Below are 22,191 nucleotides of genomic sequence, written 5' to 3' on the forward strand. Positions count from 1 at the left end.
CATGCAGTCTTTTACCCATCTTTTTGTTGGAATCGGGAACACGGGGGCGCGGATAGTCAACAGCATAACTGCCGACGGTGTGGTCAAAGTAACCGTGAATCCCGCGTACTACCTTCTCCCCCACTCCGGCAGATACGAGGAGCGGCTCAGAAACTTCTTCTCCAGCCTCCCCGAAAACACCTTCCTCTGGCTGGTCTTCGATGACAAGGACATAAACCACGAGCTCAGGGAAATAATAATAGACAGCGTCCCCAATGACACGATAAAACTCGCATACGTTCTGACGCCCAGGAAGGAACTCGTCGTTGAGAAAAAGCCCCCGTGGGCCTCTGAGTTTGAAACGGTGTTCTATGATTCTCTATGGGACTTCTTCGAGGACGAGAACGCCTCCCTGTCAACGGCGTTTGAGGAGGCATCGAAAAACATCGCCGCCATGTTCTCCAGGCTATACTACTATCTTGAGACTCAGATGCTCGTCAACATAGACTACGCCGACCTGTTCAACATGATCCGCGGCGGCAACGTCGGAATCCTCCGCCTCCTCAGGGAGGTTGACTTTGGATGGCACTGGGGCATCTGGGACAGGGGGCTTGTGGGAATCCTCGTCGGTAGGGAGTTTCCCTTGAAAGACGCCCATGGAATACTCGGGAACTTCCAGGAGATACTGGCGGAGAAGGACGTTATCTGGGGCGTCGTGATGGACGATAGCCTCACCAGAGAGGTCGAGATACTGGCGCTCTTAGTCAAGAGGTGGTAAAATGAAGGCGGTTCTCTTTGATATAGACGGGACGATACTAACGGAAATGCCGCTCATTCAGCTCTTCCTTCCTCAGGTTTATGACAAGCTCTCCAGGAAGTTTGGAATCAGCAGGGACGAGGCTAGGGCACAGTTCCTGAACGAGATCTTTGGAAGGCGGGACACTTACGACTGGCACGACTGGAACTTCTTCTTCAGGCTCTTCGACCTGGATCTGAAGTATGAGGAGCTGCTGAGGGCATATCCCCACAAGGTTCATGTTTACCCTGACACCCTGCCGACCCTAAAATGGCTCAAGGAGAGCGGATACAAGCTCGGTGTTGTAACGAGCGGCCCGGAATACCAGCGGCTGAAGCTCAGGCTCGCTGGACTGCTGGACTACTTTGATGTCGTCGTTACCCGGGACGACGTCAACGCCATAAAGCCCGAACCCAGGATATTCCTCTACGCCGTTGAGAGCCTCGGCGTTGAGCCTTCAGAGGCGGTTATGGTGGGGGATTCCCTCGGCCAGGATGTTTACGGTGCCAAAAACGTGGGGATGACCGCCGTGTGGATAAACCGGGAGGGGGAGGAGGGCTATAACATGGCCGATTACGAGATTAGAACCCTCCATGAACTGAGAAAGATACTGGGGGGATGGGAATGAAGGAAATATTCGACATGGAGGGCGTGTTTGTCAGGTATAGGGAGGAAAAGGTTGAGCTTGAAAACGGCCATGAGCTGACCCACAGGAGCGAAGAACCGACCGAACTGTGGTGGAGGCTAAAGGAAGCTGTGAAGGGCAAGAAGGTTAAAATCGTCGTCTATGAGGTCGAGGAATGAGATATGATAGCGCATCTAATAAACACCGATATCGGGAACAGGGGAGTGCTGGAGGTCTACCTCGACTACCGGAGGAAGAACTTTAATTTTTTACATAATTCTGCAAGAATGTTTCTGGATAATTATGAGAGGGTTCTGATCATAACCGGCTTCCCCATACCCCCCATGATGCGGGCGGAAACCGACGGCCCGCCGGGAGCGCTCGCCGTAGCAAAGGCCGTGGAGACCCTGGGGGGGCGGGCGGAGATACTAACGTACCCTGAGGTGAAGGAGGCCCTGGAGCCGTTCCGCCTCAGCTTCACGGACGAACCGGAGATAGACAACTATTCCCTCGTTATAGCGGTGGAGACTCCCGGAAGGGCAAGGGACGGGAAGTACTACTCCATGGGCGGCCTTGAGATAGCCCGGGAGACCTTTGACTGGGTGGTTCTGAAGGCGAGGGGGCTCGGAGTGCCCACGATAGGGATAGGAGACGGCGGGAACGAGGCAGGCATGGGGAAAATCAGAGAACTCGTGGAAAAATACGTGCCCCTGGGAAAAAAGATAGCGAGCGTCGTCGAGACAGACGAGCTCATCCTTTCGGCAGTTTCCAACTGGGGAGCCTATGGGCTTGTCGCTCAGGCCTCGCTGGAATTCGGCCGGAAACTGCTCCCTGACTGGGACGAAAGGACGATAGTCAGGATAATGTCAAAGCTCGGGCTCATAGACGGGGTCTCCAAAGCCCAAACCCCAACGGTCGATGGAATAGGCCTCGACGTCCATGAGGGAATCGTTGAACTTTTAAACGCCTTGGTTGATGAAGCGCTAAGGTGATGGAATGAGGCTCGGTGAATTCATAACCAACGGGGAAAGTCTCCGTATAATCGAGAGAACCAGGGAATACGCCAGGCACTTCTTTGAGCGGGAGGGAACCCACGGCTTCAGCCACGTCGAGAGGGTCTTCAACCTCTGTATGCACATTGGGCGGGAGGAGGGGGCCGACCTGGAAGTTCTGGCACTTGCCGCGCTCCTCCACGACGTTGCCAGGCCGCTGGAAAGCGCCGGAAAAGTCAAGGATCACGCCCTTGAGGGAGCGAGGATAGCGAGGCAGTACCTCCGGAGCCTTGGCTACGCAGAGGATAAAATCGAGGCAGTTGCCCACGCAATAGAGGCCCATCGCTTTTCCCGTGGCCCCGGGCCGAGAACCTTGGAGGCCAAGATCCTCAGCGACGCCGACAAGCTTGACGCTATCGGCGCGATAGGTGTTGCGAGAGTCTTCATGTACTCGGGCGAGCACGGCAGGGACATTGAGGCCTCTCTGAGGCACTTCGAGGAAAAGATACTGAAGCTCAAAGACCTGATGTACACCGAAACGGCGAAGAAGATGGCCGAGGAGAGGCACCGCTTCACCGAGGAATTCATCGAGCGTATAAGGCGTGAAATAGAGGGCGAAATCTGAACTTCCTCCCGTCCTTTCCCCCATAATAAGGTTTTTAAATGACTTTCAGAATTAAGGGTTAGCCCTTTAAGTTCATTCTTCAGGCAAGGGAGGTGAGGAGATGAAGGCGCCAATCTGTGAGGTGTGTTTGAAGACCGACGACATTCTGTGCCCGGCCGACGAGAAAAAACTTCAGGAAGGGGTTATATCCGAACTGGATGTTAAGGTCGCGAGACTCCTGTACCAGCTTATCGGTGACGCTGATGTGGAGTTTAAGAGGGCCGTCGAGGCAGGTGACCTGATAGTCATCATGGTCGGGGAAGGCGACGTTCCGATAACCATCGGGAAGGGCGGTAAGAACATAAAGGCCCTCATGAGGGAGCTTGGAAAGAGGATACGCGTTATTGAGGCCGTTGACGTCAAGGGGACCGACGACGTTAAGAAGCTCGCCACCGACCTGCTCTACCCCGCCGGGGTCTTTGGAGTTAACATAGTCTACAAGCCCGGCGGTGGAACCTACTACAAGGTTCTTGTACTCAACAGGGACAGAAGGAAGCTCCCCGAAAAGGGTGACGTGCTTGAGAGCATACTTTCCCAGATAGCAGGGGAGGATGTTAAGATAAACTTCATCTGACCTCTTTTTCCTTATGGAGGTTTTGGGGATGTACCGGACGCACTATTCAAGCCAGATTACTGAAGAGCTGAACGGTCAGAAGGTTAAGGTTGCCGGATGGGTCTGGGAAATCAAGGATCTCGGTGGAATAAAGTTCCTCTGGATAAGGGACAGGGACGGCATAGTCCAGGTCACTGCCCCCAAAAAGAAGGTCGACCCGGAGCTGTTCAAGCTCATACCCAAGCTGAACGCCGAGGACGTCATAGCAGTTGAGGGCGTGGTGAACTTTACCCCGAAGGCAAAACTGGGCTTTGAAATCCTGCCCGAAAAGCTTGAGGTGCTCAGCAGGGCGGAGAGCCCGCTCCCGCTCGACCCGACTGGAAAGGTGAAGGCAGAGCTCGACACGAGGCTCGACAACCGCTTCATGGACGTCAGAAGGCCCGAGGTAATGGCGATTTTCAAGATACGTTCCAGCGTCTTCAAGGCCGTCAGGGATTTCTTCCACGGTGAGGGTTTCGTTGAGGTTCACACCCCGAAGATAATCGCCACAGCCACAGAGGGCGGAACCGAGCTCTTTCCGATGAAGTACTTCGAGAAGGACGCCTTCCTCGCCCAGAGCCCTCAGCTCTACAAGCAGATAATGATGGCCACCGGCCTTGACAGGGTCTACGAGATAGCCCCCATCTTCCGCGCCGAGGAGCACAACACCACCAGGCACCTCAACGAGGCCTGGAGCATCGATGCGGAGATGGCGTTCATAGAAAACGAGGAGGAGGTCATGAGCCTCCTTGAGAGGCTCGTTGCCCACACCATCGAATACGTCCGCGAGCACAACGGGAGGGAGCTTGATGTCCTTGGATTCGAACTTGAGGAACCGAAGCTGCCCTTCCCACGCGTCACCTACGACAGGGCCCTTGAGATACTCGCCGACCTCGGAAAGGAAATCCCCTGGGGCGAGGACATAGACACCGAGGGGGAGAAGCTCCTCGGAAAGTACATGCTCGAAAACGAAAACGCGCCCCTATACTTCATATACCAGTACCCCAGCGGGGCAAAGCCGTTCTACATAATGAAATATGAGAACAGGCCCGAGATCAGCCGCTCCTTTGACCTTGAGTACAGGGGAATAGAGATAACCTCGGGCGGCCAGAGGGAGCACAGGGTTGACGTCCTCATCGAGCAGATCAGGGAGAAGGGACTCAACCCGGCCAGCTTCGAGTTCTACCTCAAGGCCTTCCGCTACGGAATGCCCCCGCACGGCGGTTTCGGTCTCGGTGCGGAGAGGCTGATAAAACAGATGCTCGACCTCAACAACATCAGGGAAGTCATCCTGTTCCCAAGGGACAGGAGAAGACTAACACCGTAACATCTTTATATCACCTTTTCCTTTTGGTGATTAGTTAACTACTCTTTGGAGGCTGGAGATATGAAAAAGGTAGCCGCTTTAATCCTGCTGGGCCTGATGATTTTCTCCCTGACACCCATGGTGCACCTAGTAAAATCCGCAAGCGTGCCAGAATCCGCCAGCATATCAGGTGTTTCCCTCGGTCTTGGCGATAAGGCAGTTCTGGGCCCCTTTGAGGTTCAGTTTGTCGACGTTAACCCCAACTGGAGCAAGATTTATATCCAGGTCGACGGTCCCCAGGGGCCTCTAAGGTACGTCGTCAGTCAGGACGGATACCTCCTCTACCCGTCGAGCGCGAACGTTTACCTCAACGTGAGCTTGGTGTGGATCAGGTACGATACCAAGTCCATACTGCTGGAGCTTCAGTCCCCCCTCCAGAAGGTTCTTTCGGGTAAGAACTTGGTCGTTGGGGATGAAATAACCCTTCCCGAGGGCTTTCCCCAGATTAAAATAAAGCTGACCGCGGTTTCCGGTGACACTGCATCCTTTAAGGTTACCATGCCCTACGGAGACGTTTACACGCTGACCATAGACAAGGGCTCGGCAGGAAGCGTGAGGTACAAGCTCGACGCTACGCACTCCTACTCCAACTACCTCTCCATAGAGGTCACGAACACCGTTAACAACGGGGCAACGATAAACGTCTACGTTCCAAAAATCGCGTCCACGAACTTCCAGATCGTCAAGAAGGGCGGCGAGGTTAATCCGCCCGAGCAGGTTGAGACCGTCCTCCTCTACAACGACCTACTCTACGTTAACGAGAAGCTTCCTTTGACCGTTGACAACACCACCTACTACATCAAGCTCGTCTCCACGATCCCCGACGTCGTTAAGGTCGAGGTCCTCAGGGGCACCAGCAGCCTCGGCACGATGCTCCTCGAGGTGGGTGACGAGCCGAAGAACGTCCCCAATGCACCCCTCAAGCTCTCAGTCCAGAACGTCGAGCCAGACTACAAGAGAGCCGTCATCAGGGTTTACGGTCCGGCCGGTGCACAGGTGACCCCGATACTGAGGCAGGCCAACGTTATCGCTAAAATCGACGCCGTTCCAAAGGCGGTACTCCTCAATGACAACCTCGTCGTCACGATAAACGTCCAGAACCTTGGAAGGGGAGACGCCTACGACGTGAGCGTTGCCGCGCCGATACCCAACGACTTTGAGCTCGTGAGCATGACCAAGACCTGGACCCTCAAGACGTTCCCGGCTTTCACCAGCATGCCGGCGCTCATCTACGTTCTCAAGCCCACCAAGGTTGGCGAGTTCGAGATTGGAAAGGCCATCGTTACCTTCTACGACGACAAGAGCCTTGAGACCGGAAAGAAGAGGACTATATACTCCCCGATTCTCAGCGGCATCAAGGTTTACAGCATACCCGCCATAGACGTCACCGCCCAGGCTTACAACGGCACCTGGGCCGACTACGTGGGGGCAAAGGTGGGCGATACCGTCAAGGTCAAGTTCACCATCTCCGCCGGCGAGGGCAACCCCGACTACGAGTTCGTGACGAACGCCACGCTCCTCCTCGACCTTCCTGCCAGTCTCGATGGACAGTCCTCGATCAAGATAGGAACCATCAAGGCCGGGGAAACCAAGACGGTTCAGGTAGACCTGACGGTGCTGAAGGAGAGCCTCACCAATATAAGGGCGACGCTCGTCTACCTCGACCCGCTCGGAAACGAACATAGGCTTGAACTCGGCAACCTCGTCACGATCAACAGCATCCCACCCAAGGTGGTCGTTGAGGAGGTTAAGGTCTGGCCAACTCCAGAGGAGCTTCCGGGCTACGTCAACCAGACCCTAGCCAAGATGAGCGACCCCACTCCCCTCGCGGAGGAACTCAAGGGCATAGCCGAGGTGTACAGTCCGACGGGCAACCCCTGGAAGCCGCTCGCTATACTCTTCATCATAGTGGCCTTTGTGCTCGCGGGTGTCACCTACAAGTACTGGGACGAGTCTGAGAAGCTCAGGGAGAAGCTTGAGAGGAAGAAGAGCAGGCGTCCAGGAGGGCTGCCCAAGAAGACCGAGGAAGGGGAAAAGGAGGGCACCGAAATAGTTGAACTCTGACCTCTCTTTTCCTTAAATTTATAAGTTCCTTTTCTCACTTCCTTCGGGGTGGACGATGTTCAGGTACAAGCAGGTCATAATTGCCAGGAAGGATTTGAAGCTCAGCAAGGGCAAGTTCGCCGTCCAGGTGGCACACGGGGCAGTAACGGCCGCCCTCAGGGCCCAGAAGGAAAAGTCCGAGTGGTTCAGGGCATGGTTCCATGAGGGGCAGAAGAAGGTCGTCGTCAAGGCCGAAAACGAGAGAGAGCTCTTCGAACTGAAGGCCCAGGCCGAGAAGCTCGGCATCCCCACGGCGCTCATCAGGGACGCTGGCTTAACCGAGATTCCGCCGGGAACGGTAACGGTTCTGGCGGTCGGCCCTGCCCCTGAGGAGCTCGTCGACAAAGTTACCGGCCATCTGAAGCTGGTGTGAGCCATGGACTACCGCGAGTTCTTTTCTCAGTTCAGGTACCTGAGTGAAAGGCCAGGTATTGGTGGGAGGATAAAGGTTCATCCCGAGGATTTTGTGGTGATTGAGGATCCTCTGCCCTCGATTTTGGAGGGCAGGAAGCACGCCATCTTCCTGCTCAAAAAGCGAAACTGGGACACGATGAGTGCGGTGAAGGAGATAGCGAAGCGTGCGGGGATTAGCCACAGGGACATTGGCTTTGCCGGGACGAAGGACAGGCACGCCGTGACGTATCAGTACATAAGCGTGCCCGCAGGGGCAAAGGAGGCGGTTGAGAACCTCCGGATAAGGGACATGGAGCTCCGCTTCGTTTCCTACGGCCGCTTTATAAAACTCGGCCACCTCATTGGAAACCGCTTCAGGATAATCGTGAGGGATGTCGATGAAAATGCCTTCGAGCGGAGCAGGGATGTAATCGGGGAGTTGCGCGTTAAAGGCGGCTTTCCGAACTACTTCGGCTACCAGCGCTTTGGAGAGAAGCGCGTTACGAACCACCTGGTCGGAAAGCTCCTCCTCCGGGGAGACTTTGAGAACGCAGCGAGGCTCTTCCTCGGCGCTCACAGTGGTGGGATGGAAGGCGACGGGGCCAGGAAGCACTTCTGGGAGACGGGTGATGTTGAAAGAGCATTGGAGGAGTTTCCAAACTTTCTGCGCTATGAGAGAACCCTCCTCTACCGCTATAGGGAGACCGGGAGCTGGAGGAAGGCATTCCTCTCACTCCCCCTCCCGATAATGCGCATCTTCATCCACGCGTACCAGAGCTACCTCTTCAACCTCTACCTCTCAAGGCGCATCGAGGAGGGCCTGCCCCTCAACGAGGCCCTCGTTGGGGACATCGTCGTTCAGGTGAAGGGGGGAATCCCCTACCGCGATAGAACATACCGCGTCACGGAGACGAACATCGACTTTGTAAACGAGAAGATACGGCGCGGCGAGGCGGCGGTCAGTGGCCCGCTCTTCGGCTTTGCGGTGAGGAGGGCGGGGGGCATTCCGGGGGAGCTTGAGGAGGAGATTCTTGAAGAGGAAGGCCTGACGGTTGAGGCCTTCAGAAAGCTTCCGAAGCCGATGGCCGAGCCGGGCGGCAGGAGGGAGCTCCTGGTTCGTCCCATCGGGATGGCCTACGGTTACATCCCGGGAACGGGCATGTGTTTCCGCTTCTTCCTGCCGAAGGGGGTCTACGCGACCAGTGTCCTCAGGGAGATAATGAAAGACCACTGAATTGCCGCCAAAACGGCAAAAAAACTTTTTATCCTGGTGCCCTCTATCATCTCGTTGCGTCTCAGAGGTGGCACATGATGAGGATTAGAGCTATTTCGCTTGATGTGGACGGCACCATAACATACCCAGATAGGAGGATACACGAGGAAGCCCTCAGGGCCATACGGCTGGCCGAGAGTCTTGGAGTTCCGGTAATGCTGGTCACTGGGAATTCCGTGCCGTTCACCGAGGCCCTGGCCATAATGATAGGCACCAGCGGGCCTGTGGTGGCCGAGGACGGTGGGGCGCTGTCCATAAGGGACGGACGGCTGAGGAAGAGGATTTACCTGACAAAGATGGACGAGGAGTGGATCCTCTGGAGCGAGGTGAAGAGGCGTCACCCCGGGGCGGTCATGAGCTTTTCGATGCCGGAGCGGAAGGCCGGCCTTGTAATCCTGAGGACGATCCCCGTCAAAGCCGTGAGGGACATAATAGCCGAGCTCGGGCTTAACCTCATCGCCGTTGATTCCGGCTTCGCGATACACGTCAAAAAGCCGTGGATAAACAAGGGAACTGGAATAGAAAAGGCCTGCGAGGTGCTTGGGATAGAGCCCGGAGAGGTCGCCCACATCGGGGACGGTGAGAACGACCTCGATGCCTTCCGTGTCGCTGGCTATCGCGTCGCCGTCGGTCAGGCGCCGGAGAGCCTGAAAAGAGAGGCCGACTACGTGACGGAAAAGACCTACGGTGAGGGTGGAGCTGAGGGAATCCTCCACGTGCTGAGGAAGTTCGGTCATCTCGGTGAGGTCAATGAGGATACGCTTAGCGACCCTTAACGACGTTGGGGGAATAGTTGCACTCCACACGGCAGGTGAGAGGCTTAAAGGCAACATCTACGAACGCTACACCATGGGCGGGCCATGGATGGCCGCTGAGACCTGTGCGATCCACCTCAACAACCTCCTCCTCGATGGCCAGCTCGTCGCCGTCGCCGAGCTAAACGGTGCAATCGTCGGCGAGGTCGAGGTTCTCTTTTCGGAGGAACCCGTTGGTGGAAGGGTCAGGCGGATAGGGCATATCGACGTTATAGAGGTTCACCCGGACTATCGGGGCAGGGGCATAGGGAGACTTATAATGGAGTTCATTGAGGAGATCGCTAAGGAGCGGAAGGTCGAGATGCTGACGGTTCAGCCGGATAAAGGTGCTGAGGGGTTCTACAGAAGGCTCGGCTTTAATCTTGAGGTCTTCAGGGGGACAACCGTGTGGGTTCCGGCGAGGGGAAGAGGAACCGTGGAGCCTTTGACGTTCGGCTGGGAGGATGTTAGGAACCTTGAACTGTCTGCCGGCAGGTTTCAGAGCTCCTACAGCATGTTCTTCTCGGCATTCAAGGACAACATCGCCGGGATTCACTACACCGTCGAATCCGGGAAGAGCGGAGGCTCGTACTATGTGCTGAAGAACCTTCCCGGGAGAGAGGGTGTTGCGCTTGTACTCTGGGGCAGAACTGAGGACTTGAAGGCCGTCCTCGGCAGGGCAAAGGTTCTCGGGTTTGAGCGGGTTCTGACGCTCCTGCCGGGTGACGTTGAGAGCTTCGGCGCCGAAAAGGTGGGAAAGATTAAAATGCTCGCGAAGGAGCTCACCTGAGGAACTCCATAGCGAGGGCAACTTCCATCGCCGTTCCGAGAGGGAGAACCTCCTCGTCAACGTCGAACCTCGGGTGGTGGTGCGGGTAGATTATCCCCTTCTCCTCGTTGTATATCCCGAGCGTCAGGAACGCCCCCGGGACTTTCTGGAGGTAGAATGCAAAGTCCTCCGCACCCATGGTTGGCTCGACGTCGCCGTGTCTCAGCCCGTACTTCTCGGCCACGTCCCTGGCAAATTCCGCCATCCTACTGTTGTTGACGGTCGGAGGGACGAGCTCCTCTATGGACAGCTCGTAGGAGGCCCCGTGTGCCCTTGTGACGCCTTCGAGTATCTCTCCCATGCGCCTCTGGATCAGCCCGCCTACCTCGTGCTTGAAGAACCGTATCGTCCCCTTCATCTCGACCTCCTCAGGGATCACATTGAAGGCCGTCCCAGCGTGTAAGGCAGTGACGCTGACCACCCCGGTCTCAATCGGGGGGACGTTTCTGCTCGCTATGGTCTGGAGTGCGAGTATGGTTTCCGCCGCTATCGGAATCGGGTCGACGGTCTGGTGAGGAGATGCCCCGTGACCGCCCTTTCCGATTATCTTCGCCTTGAATATGCCGGCACCGGCCATGAACGGGCCTTCTCTTATGCCTATCACTCCGCTGGGCATGTCGATCCACACGTGGAGGCCGAACACCGCGTCCACTCCTTCGAGTGCCCCGCCCTCGATCATCTTCACCGCTCCGTTGCCGCCCTCTTCCGCCGGCTGAAAGATGAGCCTCACCCTGCCGTTGAGCTCATGGACGTGCTCCGAGATTATCTTTGCAGTCCCGAGGAGCATGGCCGTGTGTGCGTCGTGTCCGCAGGCGTGCATCTTTCCAGGAACGCGGGACTTGTAGGGAACCTCGTTCTCCTCCTGAACGGGAAGGGCGTCCATGTCCGCCCGGAGGGCTATCGTCTTCCCGCCCTCTCCTATGTCCGCTATTATTCCGGTTCCAATGCGCTTTATCCTGTACCCCCATTCGCGGAGGTGCTCCCCAACGATTCTCGATGTTCTTTCTTCTTCGTACTTAAGCTCGGGATACATGTGGAAGTCCCTTCTCCAGGATACTATCTCCTCCCTAATCTTCAGGGCCTCTTCAAGCGGGTTCATGGTCTCACCTGGACTGAAAATCGTAAAACTCCCATATTAACTTTTCGATGCATATCTTAATGAAACAGAACTTCTGACCAAACTTTGCCGTATCAAAAGCTTCCAGCGTGTAATTCAACACACTAAAACAGACCCCACCAGAAATCTGACCAACCAATAAGAATTACGGACTTTTGCTCAAACTCTTCCCAGAAGAAGTTGCTCTGGTGGGCCCGCGGGGATTCGAACCCCGGACCTCCACCTTGTCAGGGTGGCGTCATAACCAGTCTAGACCACGGGCCCAACCCAGGGATGGTGGACCGGCCGGGATTTGAACCCGGGGCCTCCGCCTTGCCAAGGCGGCGCTCATACCAGGCTGAGCTACCGGCCCACACCCAACAGCTCCGCACGGCTCTAAAACCCGGCTCTCATCCCTCTCCGGGCCTTACCCGTGCGGGCATTTACCTATCATCGGGTGGGCTTTATAAACTTTACGCTTTGCTCCTTTGCCTTTATGTCCCCTTCTGAGAGTTTTAAAGGTAAGGGCGCCCAACTGACGGCGGGTCTTGCGAACTTTGGTCAACTGGGCCGTATCTAATCATGGGATAAGGTTTATAAGACTCTCCCCCAACCAACCGTGAGGCGAGACCGGTGGAACGGGAGATAACAGAGGAAAAGCTTCAGAAGTACTTTAAAATCACCGCTGAAGCGCTGAAGACCCTTGAAATAGCGGTTCATGAGAAGAGCCTTTTAAGGAGCGTTGCGGAAGACTTCCTCACCATGGCAAGGAGCTATTTTGAGGACGCGAAATACTACTACGAGAAAGGGGACTACGTGACTGCCTTTGCCGCGCTCAACTACGCCCACGGTTTTATAGACGCAGGTGTAAGGCTGGGGGTCTTTAAGGGAGAGGATGACAGACTGTTTGCCTTTGGCTGAGGTGGGAGCTATGGGAGACTACGTGGTTGTTTTGGAGGCACCCATTATAGTGAGGGACGTCGAGACGAGCGAGGACGCGATAAACGTCGCGGTGAGCAAGGTGGCCAAAGCCCTCAACAAGGAGAAGCTCGACTTTGTGCGTGTTGAAATCGGCTACTCCCAGTGTCCGGTTTGCGGTGCCCACTTCGAGAGCGCCTTCGTGATAGGGTCCGTGGGTCTGGTCGGAATGTATCTCACGATCAAGGTCTACAACGCCCAGACCATCGAACACGCCGAAAGAATAGCCAAGGCCGTCATCGGGAAGGCCCTGAAGAAGGTTCCGCTCAAAGTCTACGAGATAAGGGAGCTTACCGAGGAGGAAGAAGGAAACGGGGTCGAGTTAGACTGACTGCATTTCTTCTCGATTTTCCTCCGGCGGCGTATCGAGGTAGACCCAGAGTGCACCAAGGCTGCTGAGCAGGTATCTCAGTCCCCCCACAATGAGCATCAGGAACAGAGTCCCAATGCCGAGATAGTTCTCGTACCCCAGGGCCGTGAGGGTCTCAAGGACCGCGAGTCCGAGGCCCAGTGTGAAGTATCCTCCGGGGTTGCCCTTTGCTACTCCCCATATCTCCCCAACAGGCCCTATTTTCTTCGTAAAGTAATACGCCGGAACTACAAGTGCAAAGGCTGGGGATGCAATGAGACCGGCTATGAAGCCCCCAAAGGGCCCTAAAAGCGCTATCGGTATGGCCAGGAGTATTAGCACCAGAATCATTACAATGAAAACCAGTATCTCCGAAGCCACGAGTGCGGGAATTGAGCGGAGTCCAGATAGCATCGATTCAAAGGGCCTCCTTTCGTTCCCCTCTGACGATTCAACGGCAAAATCCACCATTGCATAGCTGAACCAGAGGAGGGCCAAAAACACGAAGACAACGAAGACCACAAATGAGGGAAGTTCTCGCCGGAGATTTTTCTTCGCATTCAGGTACTCATGGTAGGTGTCCTTGTAGACACTCAGCCCGTCCACAGTCACGGTCCGCTCACCGGGCCGGTAGTACTCGTCGTTGCATCTCATGCCATGCGAGCCGAAGAATTCGGGATTGACGTCGAAAACGCTGTGGCACACTATGGCGTCGTTTTCTCGGGCCATCCTTTCTCTGATCTCCTTGAGCCTTGAATAATCCTGGAGGAAACCGCTGATAAACGGGAAGGGGAATACGTAGGTTATCAGCAGCGCTACAAAAAGCAGAGAGATGAACTTTCTGCTCCTGAGTGTTGCTGACACATTTAGATTGGCAGTTTTCATAGTTACATCAACCAATAGTATTGACATGGGGGCTTTTAAGTTTTTCTTTTCCCCTCCAACAAAGCTTTTAAGCACTCACCAATCAATCAACGACATAACCGGTGGAGGTTTTGCCATGACAAAGTTCATATTTGTCACGGGTGGTGTTGTCAGCGGTCTCGGAAAGGGCATAACCAGCGCTTCCCTCGGAATGCTCATGAAGGCCAGGGGCTTTAGAACAACCAACATCAAGATAGATCCATACCTCAACTACGACGCCGGGACGATGAATCCCTACCAGCACGGAGAGGTCTTTGTCCTCGACGACGGGGGTGAGGTTGACCTCGACCTCGGCAACTACGAGCGCTTTCTCAATACAAACCTCACCTTTGACCACAACATCACCACGGGGAAGGTATATTCTGCCGTCATAGAAAAGGAGCGCAGGGGAGACTATCTCGGGGCGACGGTTCAGGTTATTCCCCACATCACCAACGAGATAAAGGGGCGCATTAGGGCCATAGCGAGGGAATACGACGTCGTTGTGGTGGAGATAGGCGGAACCGTCGGCGACATAGAGAGCATGCCCTTCCTTGAGGCCGCCCGTCAGATGCAGCTTGAGGAGGGAAGGGAGAACGTAGCCTTCGTTCACGTCACTTACGTGCCGAAGCTTAAAGTCGTGGGCGAGCAGAAGACGAAACCGACCCAGCACAGCGTTAAGGAGCTTAGAAGCCTTGGAATCCAGCCCGATGCGATAGTGGCCCGTTCGGAAGACCCTCTGGAGGAGGGCGCTAGGAGAAAGATAAGCCTCTTCACCAATGTTCCGCCGGAGGCTGTCATAAGCGCCTACGACGTTGAGGACACCTACGAGGTCCCGCTCATGCTTGAGAAGGAAGGCCTCGCCAGATACCTCACGAAGAGGCTCGGCCTTCCGGAGAAAGAGCCGGAGCTCGACGCATGGCGTGAGATGGTCGAGAGGTACAAGTCCCTGGAGGACACCGTTGAGATCGCCATAGTGGGCAAGTACGTCAGGCTTGCCGATTCGTACCTCAGCATAAAGGAGGCGCTGAAGCATTCCAGCGTTGCCAACGGCGTGAAAGTGAAGATACGCTGGATCGAGGCGGAGGACCTTGAAAGGGGCGGAACAAAACTCCTTGAGGGCGTTGACGGCATAATAGTCCCCGGTGGCTTCGGAGCGCGCGGAACGGAGGGCAAGATGCTCGCGGCCCGCTACGCAAGGGAGAACGACGTACCGTTCCTTGGGATATGCTTCGGCTTCCAGCTCACGGTTGTTGAGTTTGCCCGCAACGTTCTGGGGCTGAAGGGCGCGCACTCCACCGAAATTGACCCCCAGACTCCTCATCCGGTCGTCGACCTAATGCCGGAGCAGAGGGGCCTTGAGAGGCTCGGCGGGACGATGCGCCTCGGTGCCTACCCGGTCAAGGTAAAGTCAGGGACTCTGGCAAGGGAGCTCTACGGAAAGGAGCTGATCTACGAGCGCCACAGACACCGCTGGGAGGTAAACCCTGAGTACATTGACAAGTTCGAGAAGGCCGGCCTGGTATTCAGCGGAATAGCCGGAGATGACGAGAGGAGGATGGAGATACTCGAACTTCCGGACAGGAGGTACTTCATCGCCACTCAGTTCCATCCGGAATTTAAGTCCCGCCCCATGAACCCGGCACCGGTCTTCAGAGGGCTTGTGAAGGCGGCAAAAGAAAAGAAATACGGGACTTAGACCTCAATTCCGAGCTCAATCAGTTCCTCGTCGACTTTTTTCAGCTCTTCCATTCTCTGTATTTCCCTGTAAAACGCCACCCCCGCAGTCCAGATGAACATGTAAAGCAGGGCATCAAACGGCGCCTGAAGGAACGCTGAGACGTAGGGGGCCATGTTCTCCGGAAGCACCATCTGCGCTACGAAGGCTATTGGACTTGCCACCAGCATTATGGCGATAACTCCAATCCCCAGGAGCACGCCGAAGCCCACGGTTGAGAGGGCGTTCCTGAAGGCCGCCCCGAAGGCCTCAAAGGCCGCCCCAATGCTCCCCCTGTCAACGTAGAACGGGATTGCGAGGGATGAGAGGCCAAGGGCAAAAGCCACGGCCGCAAACATCAAAATGACGCCCAGCAACATCAGGATCGCCCCGGCTGGGAGGAAGAGGGCTCCAAGTACTATTGGAATAACGGCAACTCCTATGAAAACCACCATTATAATGCCGTAGATGAAGTTTATCAGGATGACCCCGGGGAAGTGCTTTAGCCCTTCCACCAGGAGGCCGCCGAGGGAATACTCTTCATCCTTCAGATGCATGAAGATCCCCTTCGTGATTCCGTATTCAAAAATCGCTCCGACGATGAGGGCGATGAGGGAATAGATGGCGAGTCCTTTGAGGAGCTCCATCAACGTGTCCATCTCGTTTCCGCTTATTGGCGTCCCATACTCCTCGATTATGACGTTTCCCTTCTGGATTGCGGTCTGATTGTACTCGTAGTTGACTTCGCTGGGGATAAGATACGCTCCGAGCGGGGCCATCATGAGGCTCATGACAAGCACAAGGAGGTAGAGTCTCTTGTTCCTGATGACGAGTGAAAATGTGTTTGTGAATGCGTCTATCGCTCCCATACCACCACCTGATGGAGTAATGGGGGCAAGGATTTAAAAATTCTTCTAGAAAAGCTTATAAACGAACCCCCCAAAGTGGCGATAGGTTGAGTATTAAGCTCATGGGGTGAGATAAATGGCTATCTGGCAGGGAAGGTCACTCAAGAAGCCTTCAGGCGGAAGGATTATCCTCGCTAGGAAGAAGAGAAAGAGGGAGCTCGGAAGGGAGCCGGCTTTCACCAGGGTCGGCGAGGACAGGGAAAAGAAGAAGATAATCAGAACCTACGGTGGAAACAGGAAGGTCCGCCTCATCGAGGCCCTCTACGCCAACGTCTTCGAGAACGGCAGGGGCAGGAAGGTTAGGATACTCAGTGTCGTTGAGAACCCGGCCAACAGGCAGTACGTCAGGAGGAACATCATCACTAAGGGGGCTATCATCGAGACCGAGGCCGGCAGGGCCATAGTCACCAGCAGGCCCGGCCAGGACGGAGTCGTCAACGCCGTTCTCATTAAGGAGGAGAGTGCCTGACCTCTCTCCACCTTTTGAAGTCCCATTCTCTGGAATTCCTTTCAGGGTTTTAGTGGTTTCTTTCTTGGGCGCTGTCTCTCGTCACCGTTAACAGCGTAAAGAAAGAAAAGTTAACGGTACCGTAAAGTTTCGTGGGTTTACGGTGTTAACGGTAAAATTGGTGGGGGATAGTGGGAGATCAGAGCTCAAGCTCCTCCCGGTACTTTCTAAGCTCCTTCTCCATTATCCTCTTCGCCTGCTCCTCGACCATCGGTTTGACGAGTTCTATGACGCGCCTCTTCAGGTCATCCAGGCCTTCACCGTTCAGGGCCGAGATCCTGAGCGGTTCGATGCCCTTCGAGCGGACGAACTCTTCAACGGCCCTTATCTTCTCCTCGTCGGCTATGTCCACCTTGTTGAGGACGACGATGAAGGGAAACTCCCCGAACTCGCGGTGAATCTCTTCAAAGAGGTGGGTCTGCTCTTCTATGGGGTAGCCGCAGTACTCGCTCGGGTCAAAGATGTAGACGATGACCTTTCCGAGGTGCTTGAGCGCTAAAATAGCCTGCCTCTCGACCTCGTTCCTCTCGCTCAGCGGCCTGTCGAGCAGGCCTGGGGTATCGATGACCTGGTATTTGAGGTAGTGCTCCTCGAACTGGCCGACGTTTATGCCCTTGGTTGTGAACGGATAGCTCGCAACCTCTGGCTTTGCATTGGTTAGAGCCCTCAAAAGCGTGCTCTTGCCCACGTTGGGGTGGCCGGCGATGACGACCGTTGGGAGCTCAAGGTCAACGACCGGCAGATCCTTCAGCACGTTCCTCGCCTGGTTGAGGTACTCGAGGTCGTCCGCTATTTCCCTGAGGACGTCCGCAACGCGGCCGTAGAAGCTCCTTCTGAGTCTTGCAATCTCGTCGGGGTCTCTGGAGTAGCGTATCTTCTCCACGTGCCTCTGCTCCAGATTCCGTATCGTCTTTATCGCCCAGCTGACGTGAGCCAGCGAACGGTGGAACTGGTCCCTATCGACGAGTGTGTCAACCAGCTCCCTGTAGAACGGGGGCAGCTCTGAAACGCCCGGCGTCCTGTCCAGGAGCTTTCTGAGGTTGTCCCTTATCACGTTTGAGACAGTCCTTACCCTCAGCTCCTCTCTCTGCCTCGCCTTTGCCCTCGGGCCGCCCTTTGGTGTGAACGCCGATGCGGCCTTCTCGGCTCTTCTGAAGGCCTTATCGATGAGCTCGTCAGCGGTAAGCACGGTCGGCATTTTTTCGAACGGGTTCTTCATCTCTCCCACCTCTCCTTTTCTCTCGCGATGTTGGGCTTTTCGACTGGGTATTTAAAGGTTCGCTAAAGCTCGATGGTTTTTCCAACGTGAAGCGGTTCTATCCTATCACCAAGCCTGCCCTTCAGATGTGCGTACGAATCGATGCCCGTACAGTGGCCGGCGTAGAGCTTTTCGGCATCTATTCTCCCGGCGACTTCATCGAGGACTTCCTTTTTGGCTCCCCTAAGATGAAACCCTCCAATGAGGGCCTTAACCGGTTTTCCGCTGACGTCTTCGGCGTGCCATGCTATGTTGAGAACCCCCGAGTGACCGCAGCCTGCTATCACGGCCACACTTTCGTCCAGATCCACTATAAGAACAATGTCGTCGGGAATCGGGTCCTTCTGCAGCTTCCCGCTTTCTTCAATATAGCCCACTGTCCTGTCCCACGTGCGCCTGAGTATCTCCCCAGAACTCCAGAATCCTGGTGCGAACTCGAAGGGCCCCTCTTTCAGGATGAACTCGGCCCCCAGGTTCTCCAGCTCCTCCCTGCTGAAGGGGATTCCAATCTTCCTCCGCTCCGGCTTGATGGCAATCCTTCCTGTGAATATCCCGGGATGGGCAGTGACCTGTATTGGCCGTCCCCTCTCCCCAAGGAATGCCTTCAGTCCGCCCGTGTGGTCGTAGTGTCCGTGGGTTATGAAGATGTGGTCGATTTCCCTGGGATGGATTCCGAGCTTCATCATGTTGTTTATCAGGACTCCTCCATCGGCCCCGGTATCGACGAGAACTTTGACCCCCGCATGTTCGACGAGGACGGAAAAGCCGTGGGAGCCAAGGAGACCCCTTTTGAACCCCGAGTGGTTTTCGTAGATTACAGTGAGTTTCATCACACTCCCTCGAAAAGTTTATGTTCTCGGGAGTTAAAACCCTTGATGTGGTTGCCATGGTTAACATCGGTGAATATATAGCCCCCCTGCTTTCGGGCATTGTCGTGGCGCTCTCATCTTGGCTTCCCACCAGTCCGGAGGGTTATTCAATCATGAGGCTTTTAGAGAGTGCAACGCCCGCCTATGCGGACTACCTGGTTCCGGCGTATCTAGGCGTGACGTTTGCCGTGCTCTTTTACTTCAAAGAGAAAATTGCGCTTGGGTCACAGAGGGCCCTGCGCAGGAGCCTTGACTCGGACACGAAGTATCTCCTCTATGCTACCCTCTTCACCGTCCTGCTTGGCTACCCCTTACTTGTTGGTCCCGAGGGTTTCATTGGCCCCAAGGTTGCCGACTTCATCAATGCCCTCCTCGGATTTGCGATCTTTTTGTTCGCTCTCTTCCTCGGCCGCTTCCGCCCCTTCCTGGGCGGAACCAAGGAGAGGATCCGTGAAGAAAATGGTGGGGCAACTCTCGTGGACTCCATAGTCTCCGGTCTGCTGCAGGGAGGAGCTCTGATAGGTGGCCTTTCAAGGAGCGGGCTCGTGTTCTTCGGCCTGGTCGTTACGGGGGTCACCGCCAAGAAGGCCCTTGAATTGAGCTTTCTTATAGCTCCCGTCTATCTCATACTGAAGCTCGCCTTCGTGACCGGATGGGATCCGGCGCTCCCGGTTTCGCTGCTCTTTACGGCCTTCATCTCCTCATTCGTGGCAAGTATGGTTACGATGAAGGGCATGCTTAGGGCCGTTGAGGTTTTGGGGGAAAGGACATTCATCGCGATCTTTGGTCTGATACCGGTCTTCATTTACCTGGTGGGGGTGATTCTGTGAAGGCAGTTATCCTAGCTGCGGGGAAGGGTGAAAGGCTTCGCCCTCTGACGGATGACAGGCCTAAAGTGATGCTCAAAGTAGCAAACAGGCCGATAATTGAGTACGTGCTTGAGAATCTGGATCCCTTTGTGGATGAATTCATAATAATCGTCCGCTATGAAAAGGAAAAGCTGATCGACAGCCTTGGAGATGAGTTTAACGGCAAGCCTATAACGTACGTTGACCAGCTTCCCGGTGAAGGCACCGCCAAGGCCATAGAGTCTGCCAAGGAGCAGATTGGTGCTGAAGAGTTTATAGTCGCCAACGGTGATATATACTTCGAGATAGACGGAGTTAAGGAGCTTGTGGGAGCCTTCAAAAGGGAGAAGGCGGACGCCGCACTTCTGGTGAAGGAGTTCGACGATTTGAGCCATTTCGGTAAGGTTGAGGTCAGGGAAAACCTCGTCTCCATGGTGAAGGAGAAGCCGGGCAGTGTCCCAGGTTATGCAAACCTCGGCGTCTACATCTTCAAACCCGACGTCTTTGAGTTCCTCCAAAGGACTCCCGTCAGCAAGCGTGGGGAGTACGAGATAACCGATACGATCAACCTCATGATACAGGACGGAAAACGGGTTGCCTACGCGGTTTATTCCGGTTACTGGAACGATGTGGGGAGGCCGTGGAATCTCCTGGAGCTCAACGAATACCTCCTGAAGAACAAGCTGAAGCACAGCATCAGGGGCATAGTCGAAGAAGGCGCCACGATAGTCCCTCCCGTGGAGATAGGGGAGGGAACGGTTGTCAGAAGCGGGGCATACATAATCGGGCCGGTAAAGATAGGTAAAAACTCCCGCATCGGCCCTAACTGCTTCATACGGCCGTACACGAGCATCGGTGACAACTGTCACATAGGCAACGCCGTAGAGGTCAAGAACTCGATAATCATGGATCACAGCAACGCCCCCCACCTTAACTACGTCGGGGACTCAATAATCGGTGAGAACACGAACCTCGGTGCAGGTACCATCACAGCAAACTTGAGACATGACAAGGGCACAATAAGGGTTGAGGTCAAAGGAAAGCTTGAGGACTCAGGAAGGAAAAAGCTTGGGGCCATACTCGGCCACAACGTCAAGGTTGGCATAAACGTGAGCATATACCCGGGGAGGAAAATAGGGAGCAACTCATTCGTCGGGCCGGGGGTGATAGTCGATAGAAACGTTCCCAGCGGGAGTCTTGTGGTTGTGAAACAGGAGAAGGCGGTGATGAAGAGATGAATCCGGAAGCCGTAGTTCCTTTTGTCAATTTCTTCTCCAGGTGGGTTCTGTTCATCGCCGTCGCATACAAGGCCTATCAGACCCGCGACAAGGGCTGGGTTCTGCTGAGCACGGCGTTCTTCATAAATGCCATGGACGTTGAGAGCTATATATTCAAGCCCCTTGGAATCCACATGGCCCACGAGGCGTATAGGGTCGCCTCTCAGATACCGAACTTCTTTATAGCGACCCTCCTCCTCTGGGGTGCCGTCCACCTCAAATACAGCACGAGCAAGCTCAAGCATGTCGTGTTCATCTCGGTGTTTCTGGCCGCCTCGTACATGTGGCTGTTCCTGCTGGCGGCCAACGTTTTCAATGACAACTTTGTTGTGGAAACGGTATTTCCCGCTTTTGCATACAGCTTTGCCCTTATCTATTTCAGCAGGGTTCTAATGGAGAAGGAGATATCAACCCGCAGCATAGACTCCCTCTTCCCGTGGGGGCTCATACTTCTGGCCCTCCTCAACTTCACGTATCCGGTAGTCAGGAATGTTGACTGGCTGGCTCCCAGTGCCTTTTTCCTCGGTGCCGTTTTCAGGCTGATCGCAGCGGTGGGCGCGTTCAAGTTCGTCTTCATACCGTTTCTCCCGCCGGAAACCCAGCCCCCCACTGCCAAGGCGACTCCTCCCGGGGCTTTTGTGTGCCCATCCAAGGAGAAGGTCTCCGAAAAGTTCGGGAGTATTGGGGAGCTCTCAAACCTGGTTGTGATAACCAGGGAGGAGCTTGACAACATCAGGGAAAAACTGCACCCGAGCGCTCTGGTGTTCTGGGTTACGAGGGTAATGGAGGGGGAGATACACAAGTTCCCGGAGATATACGCGATAAGTCCCACCAAGATCGATATACTGACCGACCTGATAGCCAAGGCCGTGGAGAGCGGCTACCGCGTTCTGTACATAGACGCCGTGGAGTATCTGATAATAGAAAACGGCTTTGAGAACACCCTGAAGTTCCTCCTGAACGTAAAGGATCACGTGCTGGTGGCGAACGGGACGATAATAGTGGTGGTGGATCCGGAAGCCCTGGACCCGCTTCAGAGAAGAATTTTAGAAAGAGAATTTTCGAGGGGGTAAT

Annotated in this window: 24 protein-coding genes and 2 tRNA genes; 19 read left to right on the forward strand and 7 right to left on the reverse strand. The window is 55.1% G+C overall.

Annotation, left to right across the window (positions count from 1 at the left end):
* Window position 1 precedes the first annotated feature (1 nt).
* The 12 genes from ACZ5M3_RS11105 (at window position 2) to ACZ5M3_RS11160 (ending at window position 10,367) form a co-directional block, all read left to right on the forward strand.
* Window positions 2-757, forward strand: coding sequence for a hypothetical protein (locus ACZ5M3_RS11105; protein WP_464839601.1), 756 nt, complete (start codon window positions 2-4; stop codon window positions 755-757).
* A 1-nt stretch (window position 758) separates the two neighbouring features.
* Window positions 759-1,403, forward strand: coding sequence for an HAD family hydrolase (locus ACZ5M3_RS11110; RefSeq protein WP_464839602.1), 645 nt, complete (start codon window positions 759-761; stop codon window positions 1,401-1,403).
* Complete coding sequence (locus tag ACZ5M3_RS11115) at window positions 1,400-1,579, forward strand: hypothetical protein (RefSeq protein WP_464840932.1); 180 nt, start codon at window positions 1,400-1,402, stop codon at window positions 1,577-1,579. The genes ACZ5M3_RS11110 and ACZ5M3_RS11115 overlap by 4 nt, the downstream gene beginning before the upstream one ends.
* Before the next feature lie 3 nt (window positions 1,580-1,582).
* Window positions 1,583-2,392 (forward strand): DUF4392 domain-containing protein, encoded by an 810-nt coding sequence (locus tag ACZ5M3_RS11120; RefSeq protein ID WP_464839603.1) that lies wholly within the window; start codon window positions 1,583-1,585, stop codon window positions 2,390-2,392.
* Between the two features lie 4 nt (window positions 2,393-2,396).
* Window positions 2,397-3,017 (forward strand): HD domain-containing protein, encoded by a 621-nt coding sequence (locus tag ACZ5M3_RS11125; RefSeq protein ID WP_464839604.1) that lies wholly within the window; start codon window positions 2,397-2,399, stop codon window positions 3,015-3,017.
* 100 nt (window positions 3,018-3,117) lie between these two features.
* Window positions 3,118-3,630 carry a KH domain-containing protein gene (locus tag ACZ5M3_RS11130; RefSeq protein WP_464839605.1) on the forward strand — a complete coding sequence of 171 codons (513 nt, stop codon included), beginning with the start codon at window positions 3,118-3,120 and terminating at the stop codon, window positions 3,628-3,630.
* A 28-nt stretch (window positions 3,631-3,658) separates the two neighbouring features.
* A complete protein-coding gene (gene aspS, locus ACZ5M3_RS11135; RefSeq protein WP_464839606.1) occupies window positions 3,659-4,975 on the forward strand; it encodes an aspartate--tRNA(Asn) ligase in 1,317 nt (438 codons plus the stop codon).
* A 60-nt stretch (window positions 4,976-5,035) separates the two neighbouring features.
* Entirely contained in the window at window positions 5,036-7,078 is a 2,043-nt protein-coding gene (locus ACZ5M3_RS11140) for a COG1361 family protein (RefSeq protein WP_464839607.1), read from the forward strand.
* Window positions 7,079-7,133: 55 nt separating this feature from the next.
* Window positions 7,134-7,490, forward strand: coding sequence for a peptidyl-tRNA hydrolase Pth2 (gene pth2 / locus ACZ5M3_RS11145; RefSeq protein ID WP_464839608.1), 357 nt, complete (start codon window positions 7,134-7,136; stop codon window positions 7,488-7,490).
* A 3-nt stretch (window positions 7,491-7,493) separates the two neighbouring features.
* The gene (truD, locus tag ACZ5M3_RS11150; protein ID WP_464839609.1) at window positions 7,494-8,744 is read left to right on the forward strand and encodes a tRNA pseudouridine(13) synthase TruD; all 1,251 of its coding nucleotides are present in this window, start codon (window positions 7,494-7,496) and stop codon (window positions 8,742-8,744) included.
* A gap of 77 nt (window positions 8,745-8,821) precedes the next feature.
* The gene (locus ACZ5M3_RS11155; protein ID WP_464839610.1) at window positions 8,822-9,559 is read left to right on the forward strand and encodes a phosphoglycolate phosphatase; all 738 of its coding nucleotides are present in this window, start codon (window positions 8,822-8,824) and stop codon (window positions 9,557-9,559) included.
* Complete coding sequence (locus ACZ5M3_RS11160) at window positions 9,534-10,367, forward strand: GNAT family N-acetyltransferase (RefSeq protein ID WP_464839611.1); 834 nt, start codon at window positions 9,534-9,536, stop codon at window positions 10,365-10,367. The genes ACZ5M3_RS11155 and ACZ5M3_RS11160 overlap by 26 nt, the downstream gene beginning before the upstream one ends.
* On the opposite strand, the gene ACZ5M3_RS11165 is transcribed toward ACZ5M3_RS11160, so the two are convergent.
* The 3 genes from ACZ5M3_RS11165 to ACZ5M3_RS11175 form a co-directional block, all read right to left on the reverse strand.
* Window positions 10,360-11,505 carry a M20 metallopeptidase family protein gene (locus ACZ5M3_RS11165; protein WP_464839612.1) on the reverse strand — a complete coding sequence of 382 codons (1,146 nt, stop codon included), beginning with the start codon at window positions 11,503-11,505 and terminating at the stop codon, window positions 10,360-10,362. The two genes, ACZ5M3_RS11160 and ACZ5M3_RS11165, sit on opposite strands and share 8 nt — an antisense overlap.
* Window positions 11,506-11,709: 204 nt before the next feature.
* Window positions 11,710-11,787: transfer RNA gene (locus ACZ5M3_RS11170), tRNA-Val, on the reverse strand.
* A gap of 10 nt (window positions 11,788-11,797) precedes the next feature.
* Window positions 11,798-11,875: transfer RNA gene (locus ACZ5M3_RS11175), tRNA-Ala, on the reverse strand.
* A 260-nt stretch (window positions 11,876-12,135) separates the two neighbouring features.
* Here ACZ5M3_RS11175 and ACZ5M3_RS11180 point away from each other — a divergent pair.
* Window positions 12,136-12,423: a DUF357 domain-containing protein gene (locus ACZ5M3_RS11180; protein ID WP_464839613.1), complete on the forward strand. Its 288-nt coding sequence runs from the start codon at window positions 12,136-12,138 to the stop codon at window positions 12,421-12,423.
* Window positions 12,424-12,433: 10 nt separating this feature from the next.
* The gene (locus ACZ5M3_RS11185; RefSeq protein WP_088864306.1) at window positions 12,434-12,811 is read left to right on the forward strand and encodes a DUF555 domain-containing protein; all 378 of its coding nucleotides are present in this window, start codon (window positions 12,434-12,436) and stop codon (window positions 12,809-12,811) included.
* Here the strand turns inward: ACZ5M3_RS11185 and ACZ5M3_RS11190 are convergent.
* Window positions 12,803-13,729, reverse strand: a complete 927-nt coding sequence (locus ACZ5M3_RS11190; RefSeq protein ID WP_464839615.1) for a hypothetical protein — start codon at window positions 13,727-13,729, stop codon at window positions 12,803-12,805. The genes ACZ5M3_RS11185 and ACZ5M3_RS11190 overlap by 9 nt on opposite strands.
* Before the next feature lie 100 nt (window positions 13,730-13,829).
* Here ACZ5M3_RS11190 and pyrG point away from each other — a divergent pair, with 100 nt between their 5' ends.
* Complete coding sequence (gene pyrG, locus ACZ5M3_RS11195; RefSeq protein ID WP_464839616.1) at window positions 13,830-15,431, forward strand: glutamine hydrolyzing CTP synthase; 1,602 nt, start codon at window positions 13,830-13,832, stop codon at window positions 15,429-15,431.
* Here the strand turns inward: pyrG and ACZ5M3_RS11200 are convergent.
* A complete protein-coding gene (locus tag ACZ5M3_RS11200) occupies window positions 15,428-16,318 on the reverse strand; it encodes a hypothetical protein (protein WP_464839617.1) in 891 nt (296 codons plus the stop codon). The two genes, pyrG and ACZ5M3_RS11200, sit on opposite strands and share 4 nt — an antisense overlap.
* A gap of 115 nt (window positions 16,319-16,433) precedes the next feature.
* Between ACZ5M3_RS11200 and ACZ5M3_RS11205 the strand changes: the two genes are divergently transcribed.
* Complete coding sequence (locus tag ACZ5M3_RS11205; RefSeq protein WP_464839618.1) at window positions 16,434-16,826, forward strand: 30S ribosomal protein S8e; 393 nt, start codon at window positions 16,434-16,436, stop codon at window positions 16,824-16,826.
* 178 nt (window positions 16,827-17,004) lie between these two features.
* On the opposite strand, the gene ACZ5M3_RS11210 is transcribed toward ACZ5M3_RS11205, so the two are convergent.
* The gene (locus tag ACZ5M3_RS11210) at window positions 17,005-18,084 is read right to left on the reverse strand and encodes an NOG1 family protein (RefSeq protein WP_464839619.1); all 1,080 of its coding nucleotides are present in this window, start codon (window positions 18,082-18,084) and stop codon (window positions 17,005-17,007) included.
* Between the two features lie 62 nt (window positions 18,085-18,146).
* A complete protein-coding gene (locus ACZ5M3_RS11215) occupies window positions 18,147-18,953 on the reverse strand; it encodes an MBL fold metallo-hydrolase (RefSeq protein WP_464839620.1) in 807 nt (268 codons plus the stop codon).
* Between the two features lie 56 nt (window positions 18,954-19,009).
* Here ACZ5M3_RS11215 and ACZ5M3_RS11220 point away from each other — a divergent pair, with 56 nt between their 5' ends.
* Genes ACZ5M3_RS11220 through ACZ5M3_RS11230 form a run of 3 tightly spaced genes read left to right on the forward strand, consistent with a single transcriptional unit; the run spans window position 19,010 to window position 22,190 of the window.
* Window positions 19,010-19,822 carry an undecaprenyl-diphosphate phosphatase gene (locus ACZ5M3_RS11220; protein WP_464840933.1) on the forward strand — a complete coding sequence of 271 codons (813 nt, stop codon included), beginning with the start codon at window positions 19,010-19,012 and terminating at the stop codon, window positions 19,820-19,822.
* Window positions 19,819-21,078 (forward strand): bifunctional sugar-1-phosphate nucleotidylyltransferase/acetyltransferase, encoded by a 1,260-nt coding sequence (gene glmU / locus ACZ5M3_RS11225; RefSeq protein ID WP_464839621.1) that lies wholly within the window; start codon window positions 19,819-19,821, stop codon window positions 21,076-21,078. Before ACZ5M3_RS11220 ends, glmU begins: the two co-directional genes overlap by 4 nt.
* Window positions 21,075-22,190, forward strand: a complete 1,116-nt coding sequence (locus tag ACZ5M3_RS11230) for a DUF835 domain-containing protein (protein WP_464839622.1) — start codon at window positions 21,075-21,077, stop codon at window positions 22,188-22,190. Before glmU ends, ACZ5M3_RS11230 begins: the two co-directional genes overlap by 4 nt.
* The last annotated feature ends 1 nt before the right edge of the window (window position 22,191 follow it).

The sequence above is a fragment of the Thermococcus coalescens genome (assembly GCF_055392585.1).

Excerpts from the sequence above, each read along its gene's own strand:
- ACZ5M3_RS11215 (WP_464839620.1), bottom strand. The coding sequence starts at position 18,953 with ATGAAACTCACTGTAATCTACGAAAACCACTCGGGGTTCAAAAGGGGT.
- ACZ5M3_RS11165 (WP_464839612.1), bottom strand. The coding sequence starts at position 11,505 with ATGAACCCGCTTGAAGAGGCCCTGAAGATTAGGGAGGAGATAGTATCC.
- ACZ5M3_RS11210 (WP_464839619.1), bottom strand. The coding sequence starts at position 18,084 with ATGAAGAACCCGTTCGAAAAAATGCCGACCGTGCTTACCGCTGACGAG.
- ACZ5M3_RS11230 (WP_464839622.1), top strand. The coding sequence starts at position 21,075 with ATGAATCCGGAAGCCGTAGTTCCTTTTGTCAATTTCTTCTCCAGGTGG.
- ACZ5M3_RS11140 (WP_464839607.1), top strand. The coding sequence starts at position 5,036 with ATGAAAAAGGTAGCCGCTTTAATCCTGCTGGGCCTGATGATTTTCTCC.
- ACZ5M3_RS11130 (WP_464839605.1), top strand. The coding sequence starts at position 3,118 with ATGAAGGCGCCAATCTGTGAGGTGTGTTTGAAGACCGACGACATTCTG.
- ACZ5M3_RS11160 (WP_464839611.1), top strand. The coding sequence starts at position 9,534 with ATGAGGATACGCTTAGCGACCCTTAACGACGTTGGGGGAATAGTTGCA.
- aspS (WP_464839606.1), top strand. The coding sequence starts at position 3,659 with ATGTACCGGACGCACTATTCAAGCCAGATTACTGAAGAGCTGAACGGT.
- ACZ5M3_RS11185 (WP_088864306.1), top strand. The coding sequence starts at position 12,434 with ATGGGAGACTACGTGGTTGTTTTGGAGGCACCCATTATAGTGAGGGAC.
- ACZ5M3_RS11220 (WP_464840933.1), top strand. The coding sequence starts at position 19,010 with ATGGTTAACATCGGTGAATATATAGCCCCCCTGCTTTCGGGCATTGTC.
- pyrG (WP_464839616.1), top strand. The coding sequence starts at position 13,830 with ATGACAAAGTTCATATTTGTCACGGGTGGTGTTGTCAGCGGTCTCGGA.
- ACZ5M3_RS11205 (WP_464839618.1), top strand. The coding sequence starts at position 16,434 with ATGGCTATCTGGCAGGGAAGGTCACTCAAGAAGCCTTCAGGCGGAAGG.
- truD (WP_464839609.1), top strand. The coding sequence starts at position 7,494 with ATGGACTACCGCGAGTTCTTTTCTCAGTTCAGGTACCTGAGTGAAAGG.
- ACZ5M3_RS11105 (WP_464839601.1), top strand. The coding sequence starts at position 2 with ATGCAGTCTTTTACCCATCTTTTTGTTGGAATCGGGAACACGGGGGCG.
- ACZ5M3_RS11155 (WP_464839610.1), top strand. The coding sequence starts at position 8,822 with ATGAGGATTAGAGCTATTTCGCTTGATGTGGACGGCACCATAACATAC.
- ACZ5M3_RS11110 (WP_464839602.1), top strand. The coding sequence starts at position 759 with ATGAAGGCGGTTCTCTTTGATATAGACGGGACGATACTAACGGAAATG.
- pth2 (WP_464839608.1), top strand. The coding sequence starts at position 7,134 with ATGTTCAGGTACAAGCAGGTCATAATTGCCAGGAAGGATTTGAAGCTC.
- ACZ5M3_RS11125 (WP_464839604.1), top strand. The coding sequence starts at position 2,397 with ATGAGGCTCGGTGAATTCATAACCAACGGGGAAAGTCTCCGTATAATC.
- ACZ5M3_RS11120 (WP_464839603.1), top strand. The coding sequence starts at position 1,583 with ATGATAGCGCATCTAATAAACACCGATATCGGGAACAGGGGAGTGCTG.
- ACZ5M3_RS11115 (WP_464840932.1), top strand. The coding sequence starts at position 1,400 with ATGAAGGAAATATTCGACATGGAGGGCGTGTTTGTCAGGTATAGGGAG.
- ACZ5M3_RS11200 (WP_464839617.1), bottom strand. The coding sequence starts at position 16,318 with ATGGGAGCGATAGACGCATTCACAAACACATTTTCACTCGTCATCAGG.